A 17,901-nucleotide genomic window follows, 5' to 3' on the forward strand; every position below is an offset into this window, starting at 1 on the left:
TCTCACTAACGCAATGTAACCTCAAAGCATAGGATTAGGGACCAAATATCCTGAAACATTAGTGCCGTTAAATGATCATTCTATCCCCTCTCCTACTCTTGATTAACAGTATGTCGAGTGTTCTCAAAGTTTAATTGAAAACGCTTTATATTTTTTTATTATAAATATAAACTCCCCATTATCATATATTCATTGTTAAGCATTCGTTAATCAAAACTCAGATTTACTTCGTAAATAAACATTCAAATTTCATTATCTATTATGTCTTGCATCGCTTGCTGGCAGTACCGGACCTACATCGGCTCTTGTTAACGGTTTAAGCACGACAGGGTCATCCGACACTTGATCGGCACCCACGTCATAGGCTCCGGCTGTACGCGGCTGTCCATCCATGTCGATATCAATCATGCTGTAATTCCCCTGCGCCGCCCCGATTACCGGGCTGTTCACCGAAGGTCTATAAATGCCATTGCTGTCTTTTTGCAGCATGGGATCAACTTTTTTAAATTCATTGTCATTCTGTGCGATGCCCAGTTCCGCCCCATAATACATATTCCCATGCATGACAGAGTTCGTCGGAGCCAAATTTTGTCTAATGATTGTTCCTGTTATTCCCGGGCTATTAAACGCAACATTGTTAGCAATAATAATATTGTCAGGTGCAACGGGCCTGCCGGCATTTGATGCTCCAAGTGTAATACAATTTGATTTACAGTCGACAAAAGTATTGAAGGCAACTAATGTATCTTTTACGGGCTGTGGGTCCAGTTTCGAAGTCGGATCGTCAAGACCGGCCTGCAATGCGATTGCAACCCTTTGATCCCCTTGTCCAGAGGTCCCTTGGAAATAGTTGTTGTAAATTTGGTGTCCTGATCCATATACACGCACTCCGCCTGATCCAGCAGTTCCATTCTGAAGGAAAAAGTTGCCGTATACATCTATCTGATTCGAAATCCGCAGTGTTACTGTACCCGGGCTATTTTCAATTGTGTTATAACGGAATGTATTATTTGAAGTTTTAAAGGATACAATTTCAATTTCACCGAGCCAATTGTTAAAGTAATTATGCTCTATAACTGTGAACGAATTATTGGAACCCCATTCTTTATCTTGCGTGTCAGGCTGCACGCCAATTTGGATGGCCTCCGTACCATTGGCCGTATCCTCCACACGATCGCCAAAATAGTTATGATCGATTTGTGCATGATGTTCGATTCCTTTAAACATCCGCATCATTTCGCCTGTGAAACCTTTACGGGTAAAAGCATTATGATCAAAGCGGTTATATGTCCCTTTATTCACAACCCAGGGATGCTTGGTATCCTCGCCCGGACCTGTAGGCTTCAACAAATTAGTCGGATTAAAGTTATCAATGACTGTATTCGTCAAACGGGATTTATAAGATAGAAAGTCAAACGTAATGGCTCCATATGGCTTCCAGTCACTTTCATCTTGAAATGTCAGACCGTCTACAATTAAATAAGTGCCTGCAACGGTTAACCTTGAGGCACCTTCAATTTTCACTTGGCCCTGCGTCTCGGCCTGCAATGTAATTGGCTTGCCCTCCTCGCCGTCACCAGAGAATATGAAATCCACATCGTTCCATGTTCCATTCTTCATAATGATCCTGTCACCCGGCAGCGCCAGTTTATTAGCCGCGACCAGCTCATCGACATTATTGACTATCCATGTCTTTTCAACAGAACTTGTCTCCCTGTGCTCGACAATGACCGTAAAGGTGTTTACTGTGTTTGAAACGCCCCGAACCTCATAGGTAACAGGCTGAGAAAAGTTTTGGCTGCTTACACCACTAATTTGTTCAACTCCATTTACATAAACACCTGTTCCCGTCGTATAGAATAATGCCTTTAAAGCGTTCAGATTGGTGCCTTGCGGAACCTTGACTGTAATTGTACCCTCATTCATATCAATGATCCCCGAAGATTTCGGGTTTTCAAAGCCGAATGACGTGATTTTTCTGGCCGTTGCAGCTTCTTCTACCACTGAGATTGCAGCTTCTGCATAAACCGTTGTATTATCATCAGCTGTCGCCCTTAACGTAGTTGTTCCTGTGCTGACCCCCGTTACGTTGCCATGTTCATCAACAGTCGCAACTCCCGAATTCTCTATAGCCCAATTTATAGCCTTATTTGTTGCATTAAACGGGCTTACCAAGGCGCTGACCGGAATCGTCTGGCCCGGGAATAGCGAATATGAAGCCTCAGGAATCGTGACGGTTTCCACGGGTACAAACGCGTATTCATTTTTCACCTCAACTGTACTTGTCGCTTGAACTCCCGTGATCAGATTCGTAGCCGTGATGTTCGCTGTCCCCGCTGTCACTGGAGAAACCAGCCCCGTAGCAGGGTTCACCGTTGCTACAGCTTCGTTCGAAGACGACCACTTCACACTAACACCCGTTGCGTTGGCCGGGGTTACTTGTGCCACTGACAACCGGGTGACTTGATTTAATGCAATAGAAGTATTGGAATTATTAAGTGTCATGCCCGTTACCGGAATGATTTGCAGCGGTTCTCCGCTGACCATAAGATCATCCACATATACGGAGCCTGTTCCCAGTTCTGCTCTGAAACGAAGCTGGAAATGAGCATTATCTGAGGCAGCAGGATCATCAATAATTATATTTCTTTGCGTAAATGATGCGGATGCATTGATAATTGTGTCTGCCAGCTTCCATGTTTCGCCGCCATCAGGCGACCATTCCAGATGCAGCGGGAACATCCCGTTAGCATCATGTGTACGATACCAGTAGCTTATCAAAAGCTCGCCATATACAGCTGTGGATAGACGAAGTGTCATAGCGTTATCCCTATATAATCTTGCAGAAGTTGGCAATGACCGGATATAACTGCTGTTTGCGGGAGGCGTTTTATAGTATAATAATGTTCCATCATTGCTCCAGGGATCATCGGTCAGTGTGCCGATAATATCCTTTTTGACCCCATCACCTGTACCTGACAAGAGATCTTGATATTGATCAAAGCCGGTAGCGTAAATTTGTTGCTTGACCGGAGTTTTACTTACATGAACAGCTGTTAACGGAAATTCCGTTGGAGCATCCACTACTCCCGCATCTACATATGCATCAAAGTTCGTTCTGTCAATTACCGATGTTTCCGCAGCATTAACTTCAGCAATAAATGGAAGCGCATTCATAATAATCAATGAAAATATTAGAATGATGGATATGCTTTTCGAATAAACGTTTCTCATGCTTGTAATTCCTCCTTCAGAGCAATTTTGAAAGCTGCTGTTCTAATTCCTTGCATATCCGCTCATATTCATGATCTTCAAGCTTGACCGCAAAGTCCGGATGGGTTTGGAAGGGTTGCCCCCACCCAAAACCATCCTTATATTTGGGTACCAGATGTACATGGAAATGGTCCACAATATCCCCGTAAACGGCGTAATTAAGCTTGTCCGGCTGGTACATCTGTTGAAGTGCTTGAGCGGTCCTGGAAACATCCCTCATATAGTCCTGAAGGGTGACATCATCTAATTCGAACATTTCACGCTTATGTTCCTTCAAAGCAACTACACATCTGCCGGGATAGAGCTGGTCTTTAAACAAGTAAACTTCTGATGCTTGCAATGAACAGACCGGCAGCATTAAGCGCAATAACCCTTCATCCTGCCGGCAGTAAATACAGTCTGACATCCCATGCCTCCTTACCCTTCCTGCAACGGAATCCAATGAATCAAATCTTGGGACCGGGATATCCCTAACCGGTTATGTCCGCGGGTGGCGAAGGCTTCATTTTCTGTATTGCCCGCGTAAATCATGTAGAAATAGCCGTCATAATCTCTCCAATTATATAACGCTGCGGCATTAGCCCTGTGGTCCGAGTTAAAGGCTTGCTTCGCAATATCAAGCTTGTACCCTTCTCCCCATGCAAGAAAATCTGTGTTTTCACTTCCATCCGCCACCATCGTGTAGATATAACTGTTGTGGAGCGCAAAGGAATCCTTCTTATAGTCCGTCGTTATCATTCGCCAACGATTATCCGCTTTAAAGAAACAGAAATTTTCATGGATCAGTCCATTGTCCCGGCCGTCCTTCATCACCAGTGTAGGGTATCCTTCCCCTACTAATTCAAAATCACCTGACATGGAAGAAGCTTGAGCCAGGCGGGTCCGGTCTGCATCCGTCCGTTCCTTCCAAAACAAATAAAAAGTTCCATTCTCGTAGATTAAAGAAGAATCGATCGCCCGGTTCCCTTGAGTCAAATTGGCCGCCAACGGGGCATAGCCCTCACTCCAGTGAATCAAGTCCGTTGATGTTTTATAAAATAGTTGATTTGGACGGTCAGGCAAATCGCCCCAGGAGTTAAACGTTAAGTAATACGTGTCGGCTACTTTCAGAATTTCGGGAGAACACATGCCTGCCCAGCCTTCTTCAAGACCGTCCACATGGAAAAACGGCTCCGAAAACGCCTTAAAATCCTTGGTTTGGACTCCGACTACATGGCTTCGAATCATTCCCTTATCCTCGTAAAAAGCTGAAAAGAACAAATAAAATGTTTTTGCTTCTTCGTGATAGGCACAGGCACAATCTTTAATCGACCAATTTGGATATTGCAGCACAGGATTAGACAATTGATTGTAATCTATAAACCCGTTTAGTGAGGATCGCATCTATACATCTCCTTCTATTATCAGAAAATTTGCCGGTTCCAGCCTTTCAGTTTGGCGATAGCTTCCACATAAAAGTAGTCTCCGTAAATTAAGGATACATCCACATCTTTCATTTCCGGCTTATGGCCTGTTCCGCCTCGTAATATTCCCTCATATTCCGGGTCATCCCATACCGCATAATCGTTTGTCAGCGCTGTCAGCATCTTCAAGGCAGCTGATTTGTACACCCTGCCTTCCGCTTCCGGAAGGTGCATCGCAAGCTCCAACAGCCCCGATGCCGCAATCGATGAAGCTGAAGTATCTTTCGGTTCCATCTCAGGTTCCGGCACCCTAAAGTCCCAAACCGTAACTGAATCCTCCGATAGAGCCGTGATGAAATAATCAGCTACTTTGCGGCAAGCGTCCAAATAAATACGCTCTCCTGTAAAACGATAGATGTTCGCCAGACCGTAAATCGCCCATGCCTGACCACGGGTCCAAGATGAATCAGGGCCATAGCCCTGACCTCCTAATGCTTCCGCAAATTCACCGGTAAAGGGATCAAACCGGACAATGTGCCTGACAGAGCCGTCCTCCCGAATAAAACGGGTCAGGATCGTCTCCGCATGTGCTCTGGCGATATGGCTAAACCGGGGATCACCCGTCTCCTGTGAAGCCCAAAACAGGATCGAAAGATTCATCGCGGAATCAATAATTGCCCGGCCGATTTTGTCATCATTCTGTGCTCTAATAAAGTTACCTGCAATATTAAATCTGCCGGCTAAAAAGTTCGCTGCCTGAAGTCCCCTTCTCCTGGCATCCTCATCACCGGTTATTTTATATTTCAAAACGGCGGTTAATAAAAACTGAAAACCGACATCATGATGCAATCTTGATTCCCCGATAAAGCATTGTTCTAATCTGATATCCCACTCAGCAGCCTCATCCCGGTACACCGGTTTACCGGAGATGTCATAACAGATCCACAACATTCCCGGCCAAAATCCGGATGTCCACCAATCATTTCGGATGTTATCATAAACACCATTCTTGGTTGCATGTGGCGTCTTTCCCTTCAGTTGCACAATCATTCGCTGTACTTTCGTCTGCAAGGATTCCCATATCTGCGGCAACTGTTCGGTCAAATTATGTTCACTTTGAATATTCAAGCCTATTCACCCCTTTTCCTGAAATCACAAACCATCTTGTATCCGCTTACTTTTATTCGCAGTCCACCATAACATGAATGACACTGCCTTTATGCTCGTTGCGCAATTTGAAGGCTTTATCCACTTCCGACAAGGGTACAATATCCGTAATCATTTCTTCTGTATTGATAAGTCCATCAAGTACTAATTTCAAACCCTCATCAAAGTATCTTCTATTATCAATATCCCGTTTAGGCTCCGTAGAGAAAATATCCAATCTCTTTTTATGAACTTTGAAGAAATCAACCGGTTTCTGGCATGTTCCAATGCAACCATACATGACAATTCTACCGTTCTGCGCAGCGGCGTCAATTGCATCTACCATCCCTGCGCCTTCTAAAAGACATGGGATAACCACATCAAATCCTTCCGGAAAATCCTTGCCGACAATATCCATTGTCCGGGCATGCTCATCCGGCAGTTTATACGTATGAGTAGCCCCATACTTCTTAGCCAGCTCCAGTTTCTCATCGAACAGGTCCGTCACAACCAGATTGCGTGGACTGAACAGACTAATGACCTGTGTCATAATTAAGCCGCTGACCCCTTGGCCAGTAATTAATACATTCTTATTAGGTGAAATGTTAGCGATTTCAGCCGCATGTATAATACCTGGAAGCACTTCGATTAGCGAACCCTCGATTAGCGGCAAATCCTTCGGCAATACTTTAACAGAGAAGGGACTACAGCACACATATTCAGCAAATGCTCCCCATACATAACGGAGTGCTACATGATCGCCTACCTTTAATCCAATCACATTTGGACCAATTTTGTCTATAATGCCGGCCACTTCATGACCCAGTCTTGTCGGATAACTTATAAATTCAGCTTCACGGGCACCGCGGAATACTTCTACATCGCTGCCGCAAATACCTACCCATTTAATTTTCACTCTGACTTCGCCTTCGGCAGGCTCAGGTACCAAAGCACGTTTTACTGATATTTCTCCGATTCCATCCATTACCGCACACATTTGAGTCCCTGGACCATCATGCTCAACCAGTTCCATTGAAGGAACAGACATTTGTCTAACCATTCTTCCTACACTCCTTCATTTTTTGAAATGTATATACAAATTCATTATAAGCCGAACGTTTTTTTAGAACCATGACGATAACACATCAATACTTAACCAATACTCATATCATTATTGTCCCATTAATGTAAAATCCTTGACATATCAGCTTATCATAAGTAATGTTTGCATATAAGCATTTGCACAACTAGGAGGGACCCCGCATGAATGTTCCGATTTTGCGTGATAGCCAATTAAAGTTATTATGGACCGCGAGAGTCGATTATCCTAAAAAAAATGCTGTCCTGCCCCATCTGCATTCCGATTACTTTCAGCTTTTGTTGCCTCTTGAAGGCGCAGGTCAAATCATGATTGAAGATGAAACGCTGGATATTACACCGAACAGTTACTATTTATTCAAGCAAAACGTCACCCATAGCTTTAGCTTCACTAAAAATACGATTACACTTGATTTTAAATTTGTCATACTGGATTACAATCTGTTGCAATGGATTGAAACAATACCCGCATCCGGAATATGCGGTGAAGGAACAATTGCGGAATTCAAGCAATGGTTCAAGCTATCGCTGCAGCATATGAGAAAACCGAACGATATCCTCCCTTTTCGAGTTGAAAGCGGTTTCAAATCTTCTTTGTTTTCTTTACTTCAAGACGATAGCCATAGTAATTCTGAACATCATAAACGGTTGCTCCTATCAGATTTTGACATGGCGCAGTATTTACAAGACAATCTGCACCACAACATTACATTAAATGAACTGGCCCGGAAGTTCGGGTATCATCCGCATTATATTATTAATCTGTTTCAAGAATATACGGGAATGTCACCAATCCAGCTTTTGCAAAAACTTCGTTTGGAGAAAGCACGTGAATATTTAGAATTTACCGCCCTGTCTATCTCTGAAATTTCTGAAAAAGTCGGTCTTTCCTTGCCTTACTTTTCGAGACTGTTCCGATCGAAAGAAGGTATGTCTGCCTCCGCCTATCGCGAAATTATTCGAACAGCCATTGGCAAGGATCTTAATTTAAGTGGTGATTTTGAAAATACCTGGCTGGTCACTCATGGATAAACAGCGGGCAGGAACTGATAACAGTCCAGTTGGAGAAATCGGACGAGGTCATCTCTAACATTCCCCGCTCATTCAAAAAGAACAGCCCGAATTTCCTGGCTGCTCTTACAAGGGCTGTAATCTATGCACAATGGATTCACTCCATTGAGGAAGGGAATCCGACCGATATGTTATTGAACCGTTAGTTGTACTCAGAATAATTACACCTTCTATATGACTGTTATCTATAACAATCAGATGGTCGATTAAATGTAGATGAGAGAGTAAATTTTGAATGGAAGTGTTATGTCGTCTGTCCGGATTAATTGGATTGATTCCTCGGGCCAAGGCATCGGGATCAATATTAACACTTATTCCGAGTCAATCAGCAATTAGATTACGGATTGTACTTTTTCCGCTTCCATTGTTCCCAGCAAAAACGTACATGATTGGAGTCGGATTATGCATGAGAACCGTCCTTTTCAGACAGAGGGATAACATTACCGTTATTGTATTCCTTTACAATTTGGCCTTGTGCAGTTTTATATACAATGTATGTCCCGTTTGCTTTGGCATCTAACTTAGCTCGATCTCCCGTAAGCTTAATTAGTTTCTCGATGTCTTTGCATAAGTGAACTCCAGCTTGCCACGCAAAAAGAAAACTCACACCACCCTGTTAGCCCCTAAAAGTAGGTATAATGAAAAAAGAAAATACCTGTTAGCGAGGTGTTATGCTATGCAGTGGCAAGAGGTTCGCAATATTTATCCCGATCAATATGTCCTTCTTGAAATCCTGAATTCTCATACAGAAGATAGTGTTCAATATGTTGATGAAGTCGCTTTAATTAAAGCAATTCAAGATCCAGTTGAAGCAACCAAGGAACTGTTGAAATGTAGAGACAGCAACATCGTCTATCATACTGGTCAAGATAAGATAGCTATTGAGATTAGAAGAACTTTCTTTTACCGGGGCCGATAAGTTGCAGATGGATGATATCGATGGTTTGCTTTAAGCATTCTTAACGATCTGTTATAGAGGAAACTCGTTAACAATCGACAATTTAGTAATTGACACTGGCGCGGCGCATTCTCTTCTATCCTCTGATGCTGTATCAGAGATCGGCATCAAATTTGAAAATGGCGATAAACTTGTGAGAAGCTTTGGGATCGGTGGAGACGAATATTCGTTTCGAAAGCGAGTTGATCAAATTCAGCTTGGTGATCTAATCATGACAGATATCAGCATAGATTTTGGTGTCTTCCATGAAGACATCAATTACATAAATGGCCTTATTGGCCTCGATATCCTGAAAAATGGTAACATGATCATCGACCTTCACCAAATGGAAATGTATTCGGCAAACTCCAAATCGTACTGAAATGGGGACGCGAGTTTACTCGCGTCCCCATTTCGTCCCCAACTACACTGTACGTCTACTCAAAACCCTTATAAATCAACAGACAAACGCTCTCAATAAATAGACTTCTTGTATGGACTTGCTTCATACAACTGCAAACCATCAATTCATGAAAAAGAGTGAATCTCGGATTTCTTAGCTTTGCGACAAAATAGTAATAGAGGCACGTTGTTCGCCTTTATTAAAGGCTGCATGATCGTACACGCTCTATTGAACATGACGATGCACCTCCGGTGGTTACCAATAGCTAAGCCTTCAGCTGTACCAGAAACGTTTTGATTTCATACGGCTTTAATTCAAAGGAATTCGAGCCGGATATCGGCTCACCCGACGGCCGCTCCATCAGATCGCACTCCTGCATAGCGGAAATGCCGTAGCTGCTGCCCAGCTCGACTGTCGTGCGAACCCCGGCAAATTCATGCACACGCAGCACCAGTTGGTCGCTGTCCTCCGCCTTCTTCACCGCGTCCACCATCACATTAGGGGCAGACAGCGTGAACAGAGACAGCGGCTCAACCGCCGCAGCCGCTCCGCTCACCGTCAGCGGATTATTCAGCGCCCAAGCCTCCTGCACGGTTCCTCCGGCATACCAGTCTCCGGTGTGCGGGTACAGGGAGTAGGTAAAGGCATGTTCCCCGATATCTGCATTCGGGTCCGGATGGATCGCTGATTTGAGCAAAGACAGGCGCATAACATTGTCTTTAATATCATAGCCGTACTTGCAGTCGTTCAAGAGGCTGACGCCATAACCGCGCTCCGACAGGTCGGCCCATTGATGCCCGACGGATTCAAAGCGGGCCCAGTCCCAGCTCGTATTCCAGTGGGTTGGACGCTTCACGTTGCCGAACTGGATATCGTAGGTCGCTTCGGTTGAGCGCACATCTACCGGGAAGGCTACCTTCAGCAATTGCTGATGCTCCTGCCAGTCGATTTCCGTCCGGAAATCAATCCGGCGGCTGCCTGCATAGACAGTCATGCGCTGGGTAATAACCGAGCTGGCATACCGCCACTGAAACTTCATCGTTGCCGCAAGCGGGCCGATCTCCACCAGCTCCGCGGATACGAGCTCCGTAATTTCCCGCATCTTCTCCTGATAGAAAATATCCACGTCCCACGCTTCAAAATGCAGCGGCTTGTCCTCGAACACCTGCAGCACATTGCCGCGCGCATCCTTAGCCAGCACTTCCCTGCGGTAATCCAGATCGAAGACACGGCTGAGCTGTCCGTTCCCGTTCCACTCCAGCACATAATGCGGGGTCTCCAACACACGGCCTTCCTGACGGAACGGCACTTCAGATGCGCGCTGCTCCTGTCCATCGGCAGCTGCTTCGTACCGGATACCCGTCATGCCGAGTGAAGGCACATTCGGCGCCTGAATCAGCCAGCGGCCATCCGTATGCTGTGCTTGCAGCGGACGTCCTTCATGGTCGGACCACGCACTGCCCGCAGGCGCTGCTGCGCCGTCCAGCAGGGCAAGGCCGCTGCGCTCCCAAGGCGAGCTGTTCAGCACGGTCAGCGCTCTGCCCTGCGTAGCTTCACCGTTGCCAATGGAGCTTGCAGCCCCATTCCATGCCGTATCGGCCAACTGCTGTGCTTCTGCGTATTCCTCGCGGCTGTCCTCGTACACTTCTGCAATCGAGGAGCCCGGGATAATGTCATGGAATTGGTTGCGCAGCACAATGGTCCAGCCCTGGTTCAGCGCTTCCTGCGGATATTGGCTCCAGTCCTTGCGGGCAACCGCCGCCAGCGCATTCAGCCATTCCGTCTCTCTGAGTTGCAGCTCCAGCTTGCGGTTCATTTTCTTGTTGTAGGCCTGGCTCGTATAGGTGCCGCGATGGTATTCCAGATACAGCTCGCCGTCCCACACATGGACATAGCGGTCGCTCTCCTCTACCGTCTTCACCAGCCGCTTGAAGTAATCGTCGGCACGGCCGGTTTTGACGTTCGGCAGCCCCGGCATATCGTCCAGTCGGCGGCGCATTTCCAGCATCTCGCGGTTGACCCCGCCGCCTCCGTCGCCATAACCGTAGGACAGCAGCATCTCCTGGTTCACTTCTTTGTCCTGGTAAGCGTCCCAGGCACCCTTGACGGTATCGGCAGAGACCAGACCGTTATACGTATAGAAGAAAGAGTTGGCTTCTTCCCAATCGTCAGGTGTTGTAATGAAATGCGTCACAACCTCGGAGCCGTCGATGCCGCGCCACTTGAATGTATCATGCGGCATCCGGTTGAACTGGTTCCAGCTGATCTTCGTCGTCATGAACGTATCAAAGCCGGACTTTTGCAAAATTTGCGGCAGCGCCCAGCTGTAGCCGAATACATCCGGCAGCCACAGATATGTGCTCTCCACGCCGAATTCATCGCGCATGAACCGGGTGCCGAACAGGAACTGGCGGACCAGCGACTCCCCGGAGGTCAGATTGCAGTCGGCCTCCAGCCACATGCCGCCGCCAATCTCCCAGCGGCCCTCGCGGACCCGTTCCTTGATCTGTTCATAGATTTCGGGATAGTCCTGCTTGATGTAGGCATAGAGCTGCGGCTGGGTCTGCAGGAACACATAGTCCGGGAACCGCTCCATCAGGCGCAGCACCGTGGAGAAGGAGCGCGCGCACTTCTCGCGCGTATGCTTCAGCCGCCATAGCCACGCCACATCAATATGGGTGTGTCCCACACAAGTCACGGTCACGGAATGCTGCTTGTCCATGCCCTCAAGCTCGGCATGCAGCACCTCTCTCGCACGGTGAACGGATTCACAGTACGCATCCGAGCCCGGAACCGACCAGTCCACCAGCAGAAAAGCGCGGTCCAGCGCCCGCAGCAGGTTCGTCCGGTCCGGATGTCCGGCATCCAGCACCTTTACAGTCTCCAGCACTGCGCGGCCCGTGTAGTAGAAATCGTCGATCTTCTCATCGAGCCAGCAGATTTCCGCTACATTTACCGTATGTTTCAGATCGCGCGGCGGCCCTCCGCCCTCCAGGCCGGACCACAGCCGGATATCCATTGTGCCCGTTGACCCGGCAGCATCATCAGGGAGGAACACCTCCTGATGGTTCGAATCCACACCTTGATAAGGCGCCCCGTTCCAATAGAGCAGCGACTCGAAGCCGCTGTTGCCGCCGCCTCCCGTCTCGCCAAAGTCGAAACGGCCCAGTACCGTTTTGCCTGCCCATGCCTGCGGAATTTCAATGCTGCGGCTCAGCCACAGATAGCGGTCACGGCCGCTCCAGGTCTCACCCGTCTTCAGCTCGAAGGAAGCGGAATGTAATGGCGGCCTTGCGCCATTAGCTCCTTCTTCATCTTCCACAGCCGCGAATCGCTCCAGTTGTATCGCATCCCGGTAGCGGGTTTCACTCAGCTCCCGCAGTCTGGCTTCCAGCTTTTTCTCTGTAAACAACATCTGTTCCACACCTGCCTTTCTGATCTCTGTTCATGCCAAATGCCATTGTCTTATCCGATCTATTTATTTTGAACGAAAGACTTGCAAGCCCCAACGGAGAATCGGGACAAAATCGATGATGCCTGTGCCAATTTCGGCAAAGTCTTCCTTCAAGTAAGGCCGTAGTGTAATACCGATCGCTGTTATTCCCGGATTTCCTCCAGAATCATTTCACACTTGGGCAATCCGGCTTCCGTTTGTATGGTTCAATTTTTATCGAGTCCGAGCTGCCCCTCCAGCTTGAGCAGATTTTCCAGGCTGAGCGCCAGACTGTCCAGCGGATTGCCCGGGCAGTAATCCTGCTCCACGGCGAACCATTCCACCCCGTTCTGCAAGCCCCAGCGGAGAATCGGCAAGAAGTCGATGACGCCTGTGCCAATTTCGGCAAAGTATTCCCGCTCATCGCTTGTCATATCCTTCAAATGCAAAATCGGCATGCGGAAGGCATAATTGCGGATGAATTCCAGCGGGTCGAGTCCCGCCTTGCGAATCCAGTACGTATCCAGCTCTGCATGAACGGAGTGATCCTCAAGCAAATATTCCAGGGCGTATTTCCCCTCAATCCGGGTATGAAATTCAAAATCATGATTATGATAGCCAGCCCTGTATCCGGTTCCCTTCACCTGCTCCGCCACATGCAACAGATCGCTGCGGACGCTGGCATAGCCTTCAGGTGTTTGCAGGCCGTCAGGCAGAGAGTGACATATAAAGTCCTTCGTGCCGAATAAATCCGCTTCTTCAAGAACCGCTTTCAGATCATTCTTCATCCGCTCCAAGCCCACATGCATGCCTGCGGTTTTCAGACCCAACTCGTTCATGATGGCGGCAATATCCTTGGCGGGATTGCCATGCAGGCCATCGATCTGCACCGCTGTCCAGCCCATTTTATGCAGCTCTCTCAGCACGCCCTCGAAGTCTTCCTTTAATTGATATCTCACCGTAGATAATTGCGCAGCCAACTGATGCCTGATTGTCATTGTCCGATATCCTCCTTGACCAGATCAAGCCACTCGACCTCCTGCGGTGTCAGCGGCAGGTTCATTGCCTCTACCGACGACTTCAGCTCCTCCGGATTGCGCGGCCCGATAATGGCCCCGGTAAGGAAAGGCTGATGCAGCACATAGGACAGGGCGATCTGGATTGCTGTTACGCCCTTCGCCTCTGCGAGCTGCACCGCACGGCGGTACCGCTCCCAGTTGTCCCCGCTGTAATACACGCGCACCATCTCCTCATCCAAGTGGTTGTCCGGCGTGAAGTAACCGGAGAAGAAACCGCCTGCCTGAGCAGACCAGGACAGCAGCGGCAGTTGATGCGCTGCATGCCAGGCGCAGGTATCGCCATCTGCCGAGACACAGCCCTCCCAGCGCGGTTCATTCGGCTTGGCCAGACTGAGGTTCGGGCTGCTGAAGGCAAATCCGGTCAGACCATGGGCTGCCGCATATTCATTGGCCTCCTGAATCCGCTGATGGCTCCAGTTCGAGGCCCCGATCGCCCCGATCCGCTTGGCAGCCAGATGCTCGTTCAGCTCCTCCATAATGGGTCCGACCGGAACGCCGGGATCGTCACGGTGAAGGGCATACAGGTCCACATACGTCGTGCCCAGCCGCTCCAGACTTTCCAGCAGATCCTTGCGTATCGCCTGCGGATTGACCCGCGGTCCCGGGCTGCCGTCGTCATGATGGGCGCCCTTGGACAGAATGACCACCTTGTCCCGCAGATTGTTCTCCGCAAGCCATTGTCCGAGCAGTTGCTCCCTGCCCCGGTATTGATGCGCGGTGTCAAATGCATTGCCTCCGGCCTCAATATAGGCGTCCAGCATCAGCCGCTCCGGCTCCTCCAGCTTTCTCAAATCTCCGGTTCCCATGAACAGGCGGGAAATCGGCTTGTCCACTCCCGCAATATGCATAACCTTCATTGTGCAATCCTCCTTTTGGCTTCAACACATCCCGAACGCCTGCTCCAGCAATCGTCTGCTACTCATCCTCCCGGAACACCGGGGCAAGTGTCAGCTCGAACGCAAACTCCTGTTCATTCAACCGGTAGGCCTCACTTAGCTCCGGACCACAGGAATTAGATCCAATCCCGCTCATTTTGTAATCCAGCTGAACGATCGTCTCCTTCCGTTCCTTCAACTCCCACGTATGCTTCGCGGCAGCAAGATCCTCCGGCGCATAGCGGGACGCGTTGAAGGAGAAGCTGTCCGCCGCTGACGCCGCAAACCGCAGCCCCATGCCTTGCACATTCGAGACAATCGCCCATTCGGTTCCGTATCTGGAGCCGCTCTCCTGCGGCATGACATAGTTCTCGGACATCTCGCGCACATTGGAGCGGAACAAGCCTTTGCGTACGCTTCTGCGCTTGTCGACATAGCTCTCATGCGGTCCAAATCCATCGTATTCCACTTCCGTCATATCCTCCGGCAGCACCATCTGCAGCCCGAAGCGCGGCAAATACGGCAATTTGTCGTTCCGCTGCACCTCCAGCCTGAGCGCAACTTCTCCTGAAGCCGCAACCTGCCAGCGTGCTTTTCCCCGCAGAAGCGGAAACTTGCCGATTGCGCTAAGTGAGAACGCACTCTCCACCGTAACAGCACCATCGCTCTCCTGCGTCCATTCACAACCGTAAGTTTTCGTGACTGCGCGGTCATACCCGGCATCGAGCCATTTTTCCTTCACATGCATGTCGTTGTCGATCGGAGCACGCCAGATATTGTACGTGACCGGTTTTTGAAGCAATGGCACTCCATTGCGGGTGATCCCCTGGATCATCCCGTTGCCCAGATGGAATTCGTAACGGAAATCAAAGCCCTCCACATGAAGCAGCTCGCCTTGTTGCAGAACTTGAAGCGGATGTGCAGCCCGGAATCCCGAGGCTTTCGCCTGATCCTTTTGCACTTGATCCGTTTGCGCTTCATTCGTCTCCGCTTCACCCGTCTGCTGCACGGGCAGCTCCAACTGGGCAAAGGCCAGCTCATAGCCCGCTTCCGCCCAGCGCGTATCCTCCTTTTGCCTCAAGGATAAGGTCAGTACATATTCGCCTTCTCCCGCAGCAGGAAGTTCGTACGGTACGGTAACGATCTTAGTGGCTTGAGGCGCCACAGGAAGCGATTCAATACGCCCCTGCTGAACAGCCACGCCAGCCGCTTCCACGCTCCAATGCAGATCAAGATGGGACAGGTCTATAAAATCATACAGATTGCTGACTTTGACCGTACCCTGGTGCAGATCTTCCGCCTCCATGCGTACAGGCGCCAGCACCTGCTTCAACTCCAGCAGCCCGGTATGCGGCTTGCGGTCCGGTGAGACCAGCCCGTCGATACAGAAATTGCCGTCATTCGGCTTGTCCCCGAAATCGCCGCCGTAGGCGAAGTATGGCGTTCCGTCCTCTGTATGCGTCAAAATACCGTGATCGCACCATTCCCAGACACAGCCGCCCATCAGCTTCGGATGGCTGTAGATCGCTTCCCAGTATTCATGCAAATCTCCCGGCCCGTTCCCCATCGCATGGCTGTATTCGCACAGGAACAGCGGTTTCGTCTGCGCGTCATCATCTGCATAAGCCACAATATCCGGCACAGACGCATACATCCGGCTCTCTACATCGAGACATGCAGTATCTTCGCTGCCCTTATTAATGGGTGCCGCGCCTTCATAATGGACCGGAATCGAGCCGTCACGGCCGCGTGTCCACTCTGCCATGGCAATATGGTTGGCACCGTAGCCGGACTCATTGCCGAGTGACCACATCACAACACATGGATGGTTTTTGTCGCGCTCTACCAGGCGCACTGCCCGTTCCAGAAAAGCATCGCGCCACTCCGGACTCTCCGCCAGCCGATGAATATCTGTACTGCTCCAGTCCAGTCCCGCGATCCCCATGCCGTGGCATTCCAGATCCGCTTCATCGACGACATAAAAGCCGTATTCATCACACAGCTCCATGAACCGGGAATCATTCGGATAATGCGAAGTGCGAACCGTATTAATATTATGACGCTTCATCAGTTCCAGGTCCTGGATCATATGCTGCACCGGAACCGTCTGCCCCAGCTCCGGATGGGAATCATGGCGGTTCACACCTTTCAGCTTGACCGGCTTGCCATTGATATGAAATACGCCCCCGGATACCGATACTTGCCGGAACCCGACATGGAAATGCAGCACCTCATTGCCGCTGTGAATATACAGCCGATACAGATAGGCTCGCTCGGCGCTCCACAGCTGCGGCTGCTCCACCTCGAAGCGGAGCGTCCCCTTTCCGTCAATGACAGCCTGTCCTGAAGCGATGATTTTGCCGTCTGCGTTCTTTAGCTCCCCACGAACGTCCAGCGGGCCCGTCGTCTCCAGCTCCGTCGTCAGCACAGCTCTGGAGAATCCGTCCTCAAAGCTCTGGCGGTTGAACACATCCCGCACATGAGAGGCATCTCTCGCCAGCAGGTAGACATCCCGGAAGATGCCGGAATAGCGCCACGCATCCTGGTCTTCCAGATAGGAGCCGTCACACCATTTCAGCACCATGACCGCGATCCGGTTCTTGCCCGGACGAAGCAGGCCCGTCAGATTGAACTCGGCCGGCATCCGGCTGCCCTGGCTGTATCCGGCAAACTCGCCGTTCACCCACAGGTAGAAGCAGGCATTCACGCCTTCAAAGACGATGTACTTCTCCTTGTCCTGCCATTGCCCGGCAACATTGAACTCCCGCACATACAATCCGGCCGGATTGTCATTCGGAACATACGGCGGGTCGACAGGAAACGGATAATTCAGATTCGTATATTGAAGCTGGTCATAGCCCTTGACCTGCCAGCAGGATGGCACGATCAGATCATCCCACTGCGAGGTGTCGGCATCCGCCTTGTAAAATTCCCCCGGCACATCCGCAACACTGCGGTAATATTGAAACTTCCACATACCGTTCAGCAGCTGGTAATACGGGGAACGGCCGCGTTTGCGGGCTTTTGCGCCCCCTTCGTCTTTATAGGGAATATAATAAGCCCGGGCTGGCTCCCGGTTTACTTGCAGCACATTCAGGTCTTCCCAGTACCGGTTGATTTGAATCATGGCTATACCCCTTCCTTGAGAAGCGTTGTTAATTAAAGCATCATTAATCAAAGCAT

13 protein-coding genes are annotated in these 17,901 nt (G+C 49.4%); 3 read left to right on the forward strand and 10 right to left on the reverse strand.

What is annotated here, in order from left to right; translation table 11 throughout:
* Nucleotides 1-252: 252 nt before the first annotated feature.
* The 5 genes from H583_RS0100735 to H583_RS0100755 are packed head-to-tail and all read right to left on the reverse strand — an operon-like array spanning nucleotide 253 to nucleotide 6,882.
* Nucleotides 253-3,234: a chondroitinase-B domain-containing protein gene (locus tag H583_RS0100735; protein ID WP_028558794.1), complete on the reverse strand. Its 2,982-nt coding sequence runs from the start codon at nucleotides 3,232-3,234 to the stop codon at nucleotides 253-255.
* 16 nt (nucleotides 3,235-3,250) lie between these two features.
* The gene (locus H583_RS0100740; RefSeq protein ID WP_028558795.1) at nucleotides 3,251-3,679 is read right to left on the reverse strand and encodes an HIT family protein; all 429 of its coding nucleotides are present in this window, start codon (nucleotides 3,677-3,679) and stop codon (nucleotides 3,251-3,253) included.
* Nucleotides 3,680-3,690: 11 nt separating this feature from the next.
* Nucleotides 3,691-4,656, reverse strand: coding sequence for a glycoside hydrolase family protein (locus tag H583_RS0100745; RefSeq protein ID WP_028558796.1), 966 nt, complete (start codon nucleotides 4,654-4,656; stop codon nucleotides 3,691-3,693).
* Nucleotides 4,657-4,676: 20 nt separating this feature from the next.
* On the reverse strand, nucleotides 4,677-5,804 hold the full coding sequence (locus H583_RS0100750) for a glycoside hydrolase family 88 protein (RefSeq protein WP_028558797.1): 1,128 nt from the start codon (nucleotides 5,802-5,804) through the stop codon (nucleotides 4,677-4,679).
* Between the two features lie 52 nt (nucleotides 5,805-5,856).
* Nucleotides 5,857-6,882, reverse strand: coding sequence for a sorbitol dehydrogenase (locus H583_RS0100755; RefSeq protein WP_028558798.1), 1,026 nt, complete (start codon nucleotides 6,880-6,882; stop codon nucleotides 5,857-5,859).
* A gap of 203 nt (nucleotides 6,883-7,085) precedes the next feature.
* Between H583_RS0100755 and H583_RS35030 the strand changes: the two genes are divergently transcribed.
* Nucleotides 7,086-7,952 (forward strand): helix-turn-helix transcriptional regulator, encoded by an 867-nt coding sequence (locus H583_RS35030; RefSeq protein WP_028558799.1) that lies wholly within the window; start codon nucleotides 7,086-7,088, stop codon nucleotides 7,950-7,952.
* 439 nt (nucleotides 7,953-8,391) lie between these two features.
* Here the strand turns inward: H583_RS35030 and H583_RS37450 are convergent, their stop codons facing one another.
* The gene (locus H583_RS37450) at nucleotides 8,392-8,598 is read right to left on the reverse strand and encodes a hypothetical protein (protein ID WP_036708035.1); all 207 of its coding nucleotides are present in this window, start codon (nucleotides 8,596-8,598) and stop codon (nucleotides 8,392-8,394) included.
* A 69-nt stretch (nucleotides 8,599-8,667) separates the two neighbouring features.
* Between H583_RS37450 and H583_RS0100775 the strand changes: the two genes are divergently transcribed.
* Nucleotides 8,668-8,910, forward strand: a complete 243-nt coding sequence (locus H583_RS0100775) for a hypothetical protein (protein ID WP_028558800.1) — start codon at nucleotides 8,668-8,670, stop codon at nucleotides 8,908-8,910.
* Nucleotides 8,911-8,998: 88 nt separating this feature from the next.
* Nucleotides 8,999-9,310, forward strand: a complete 312-nt coding sequence (locus H583_RS38025) for a retropepsin-like aspartic protease (protein WP_425414494.1) — start codon at nucleotides 8,999-9,001, stop codon at nucleotides 9,308-9,310.
* A 286-nt stretch (nucleotides 9,311-9,596) separates the two neighbouring features.
* On the opposite strand, the gene H583_RS0100785 is transcribed toward H583_RS38025, so the two are convergent.
* From H583_RS0100785 to H583_RS0100800, 4 genes are all read right to left on the reverse strand, one after another.
* Nucleotides 9,597-12,746 carry an alpha-mannosidase gene (locus H583_RS0100785; RefSeq protein ID WP_028558801.1) on the reverse strand — a complete coding sequence of 1,050 codons (3,150 nt, stop codon included), beginning with the start codon at nucleotides 12,744-12,746 and terminating at the stop codon, nucleotides 9,597-9,599.
* Between the two features lie 245 nt (nucleotides 12,747-12,991).
* Nucleotides 12,992-13,762, reverse strand: coding sequence for a sugar phosphate isomerase/epimerase family protein (locus tag H583_RS0100790; RefSeq protein ID WP_245585811.1), 771 nt, complete (start codon nucleotides 13,760-13,762; stop codon nucleotides 12,992-12,994).
* Complete coding sequence (locus H583_RS0100795) at nucleotides 13,759-14,700, reverse strand: aldo/keto reductase (RefSeq protein WP_028558803.1); 942 nt, start codon at nucleotides 14,698-14,700, stop codon at nucleotides 13,759-13,761. Before H583_RS0100795 ends, H583_RS0100790 begins: the two co-directional genes overlap by 4 nt.
* 58 nt (nucleotides 14,701-14,758) lie before the next feature.
* The gene (locus H583_RS0100800) at nucleotides 14,759-17,845 is read right to left on the reverse strand and encodes a glycoside hydrolase family 2 TIM barrel-domain containing protein (protein WP_028558804.1); all 3,087 of its coding nucleotides are present in this window, start codon (nucleotides 17,843-17,845) and stop codon (nucleotides 14,759-14,761) included.
* Nucleotides 17,846-17,901: the final 56 nt, after the last annotated feature.

The sequence above is a fragment of the Paenibacillus pinihumi DSM 23905 = JCM 16419 genome, assembly GCF_000422505.1.
Lineage (GTDB): Bacteria > Bacillota > Bacilli > Paenibacillales > Paenibacillaceae > Paenibacillus_D > Paenibacillus_D pinihumi.

Coding starts and splice junctions, on each gene's coding strand:
- H583_RS0100735 (WP_028558794.1), bottom strand. CDS start 3,234: ATGAGAAACGTTTATTCGAAAAGCATATCCATCATTCTAATATTTTCA.
- H583_RS0100800 (WP_028558804.1), bottom strand. CDS start 17,845: ATGATTCAAATCAACCGGTACTGGGAAGACCTGAATGTGCTGCAAGTA.
- H583_RS0100790 (WP_245585811.1), bottom strand. CDS start 13,762: ATGACAATCAGGCATCAGTTGGCTGCGCAATTATCTACGGTGAGATAT.
- H583_RS0100795 (WP_028558803.1), bottom strand. CDS start 14,700: ATGAAGGTTATGCATATTGCGGGAGTGGACAAGCCGATTTCCCGCCTG.
- H583_RS0100740 (WP_028558795.1), bottom strand. CDS start 3,679: ATGTCAGACTGTATTTACTGCCGGCAGGATGAAGGGTTATTGCGCTTA.
- H583_RS0100785 (WP_028558801.1), bottom strand. CDS start 12,746: ATGTTGTTTACAGAGAAAAAGCTGGAAGCCAGACTGCGGGAGCTGAGT.
- H583_RS0100755 (WP_028558798.1), bottom strand. CDS start 6,882: ATGGTTAGACAAATGTCTGTTCCTTCAATGGAACTGGTTGAGCATGAT.
- H583_RS0100775 (WP_028558800.1), top strand. CDS start 8,668: ATGCAGTGGCAAGAGGTTCGCAATATTTATCCCGATCAATATGTCCTT.
- H583_RS0100745 (WP_028558796.1), bottom strand. CDS start 4,656: ATGCGATCCTCACTAAACGGGTTTATAGATTACAATCAATTGTCTAAT.
- H583_RS35030 (WP_028558799.1), top strand. CDS start 7,086: ATGAATGTTCCGATTTTGCGTGATAGCCAATTAAAGTTATTATGGACC.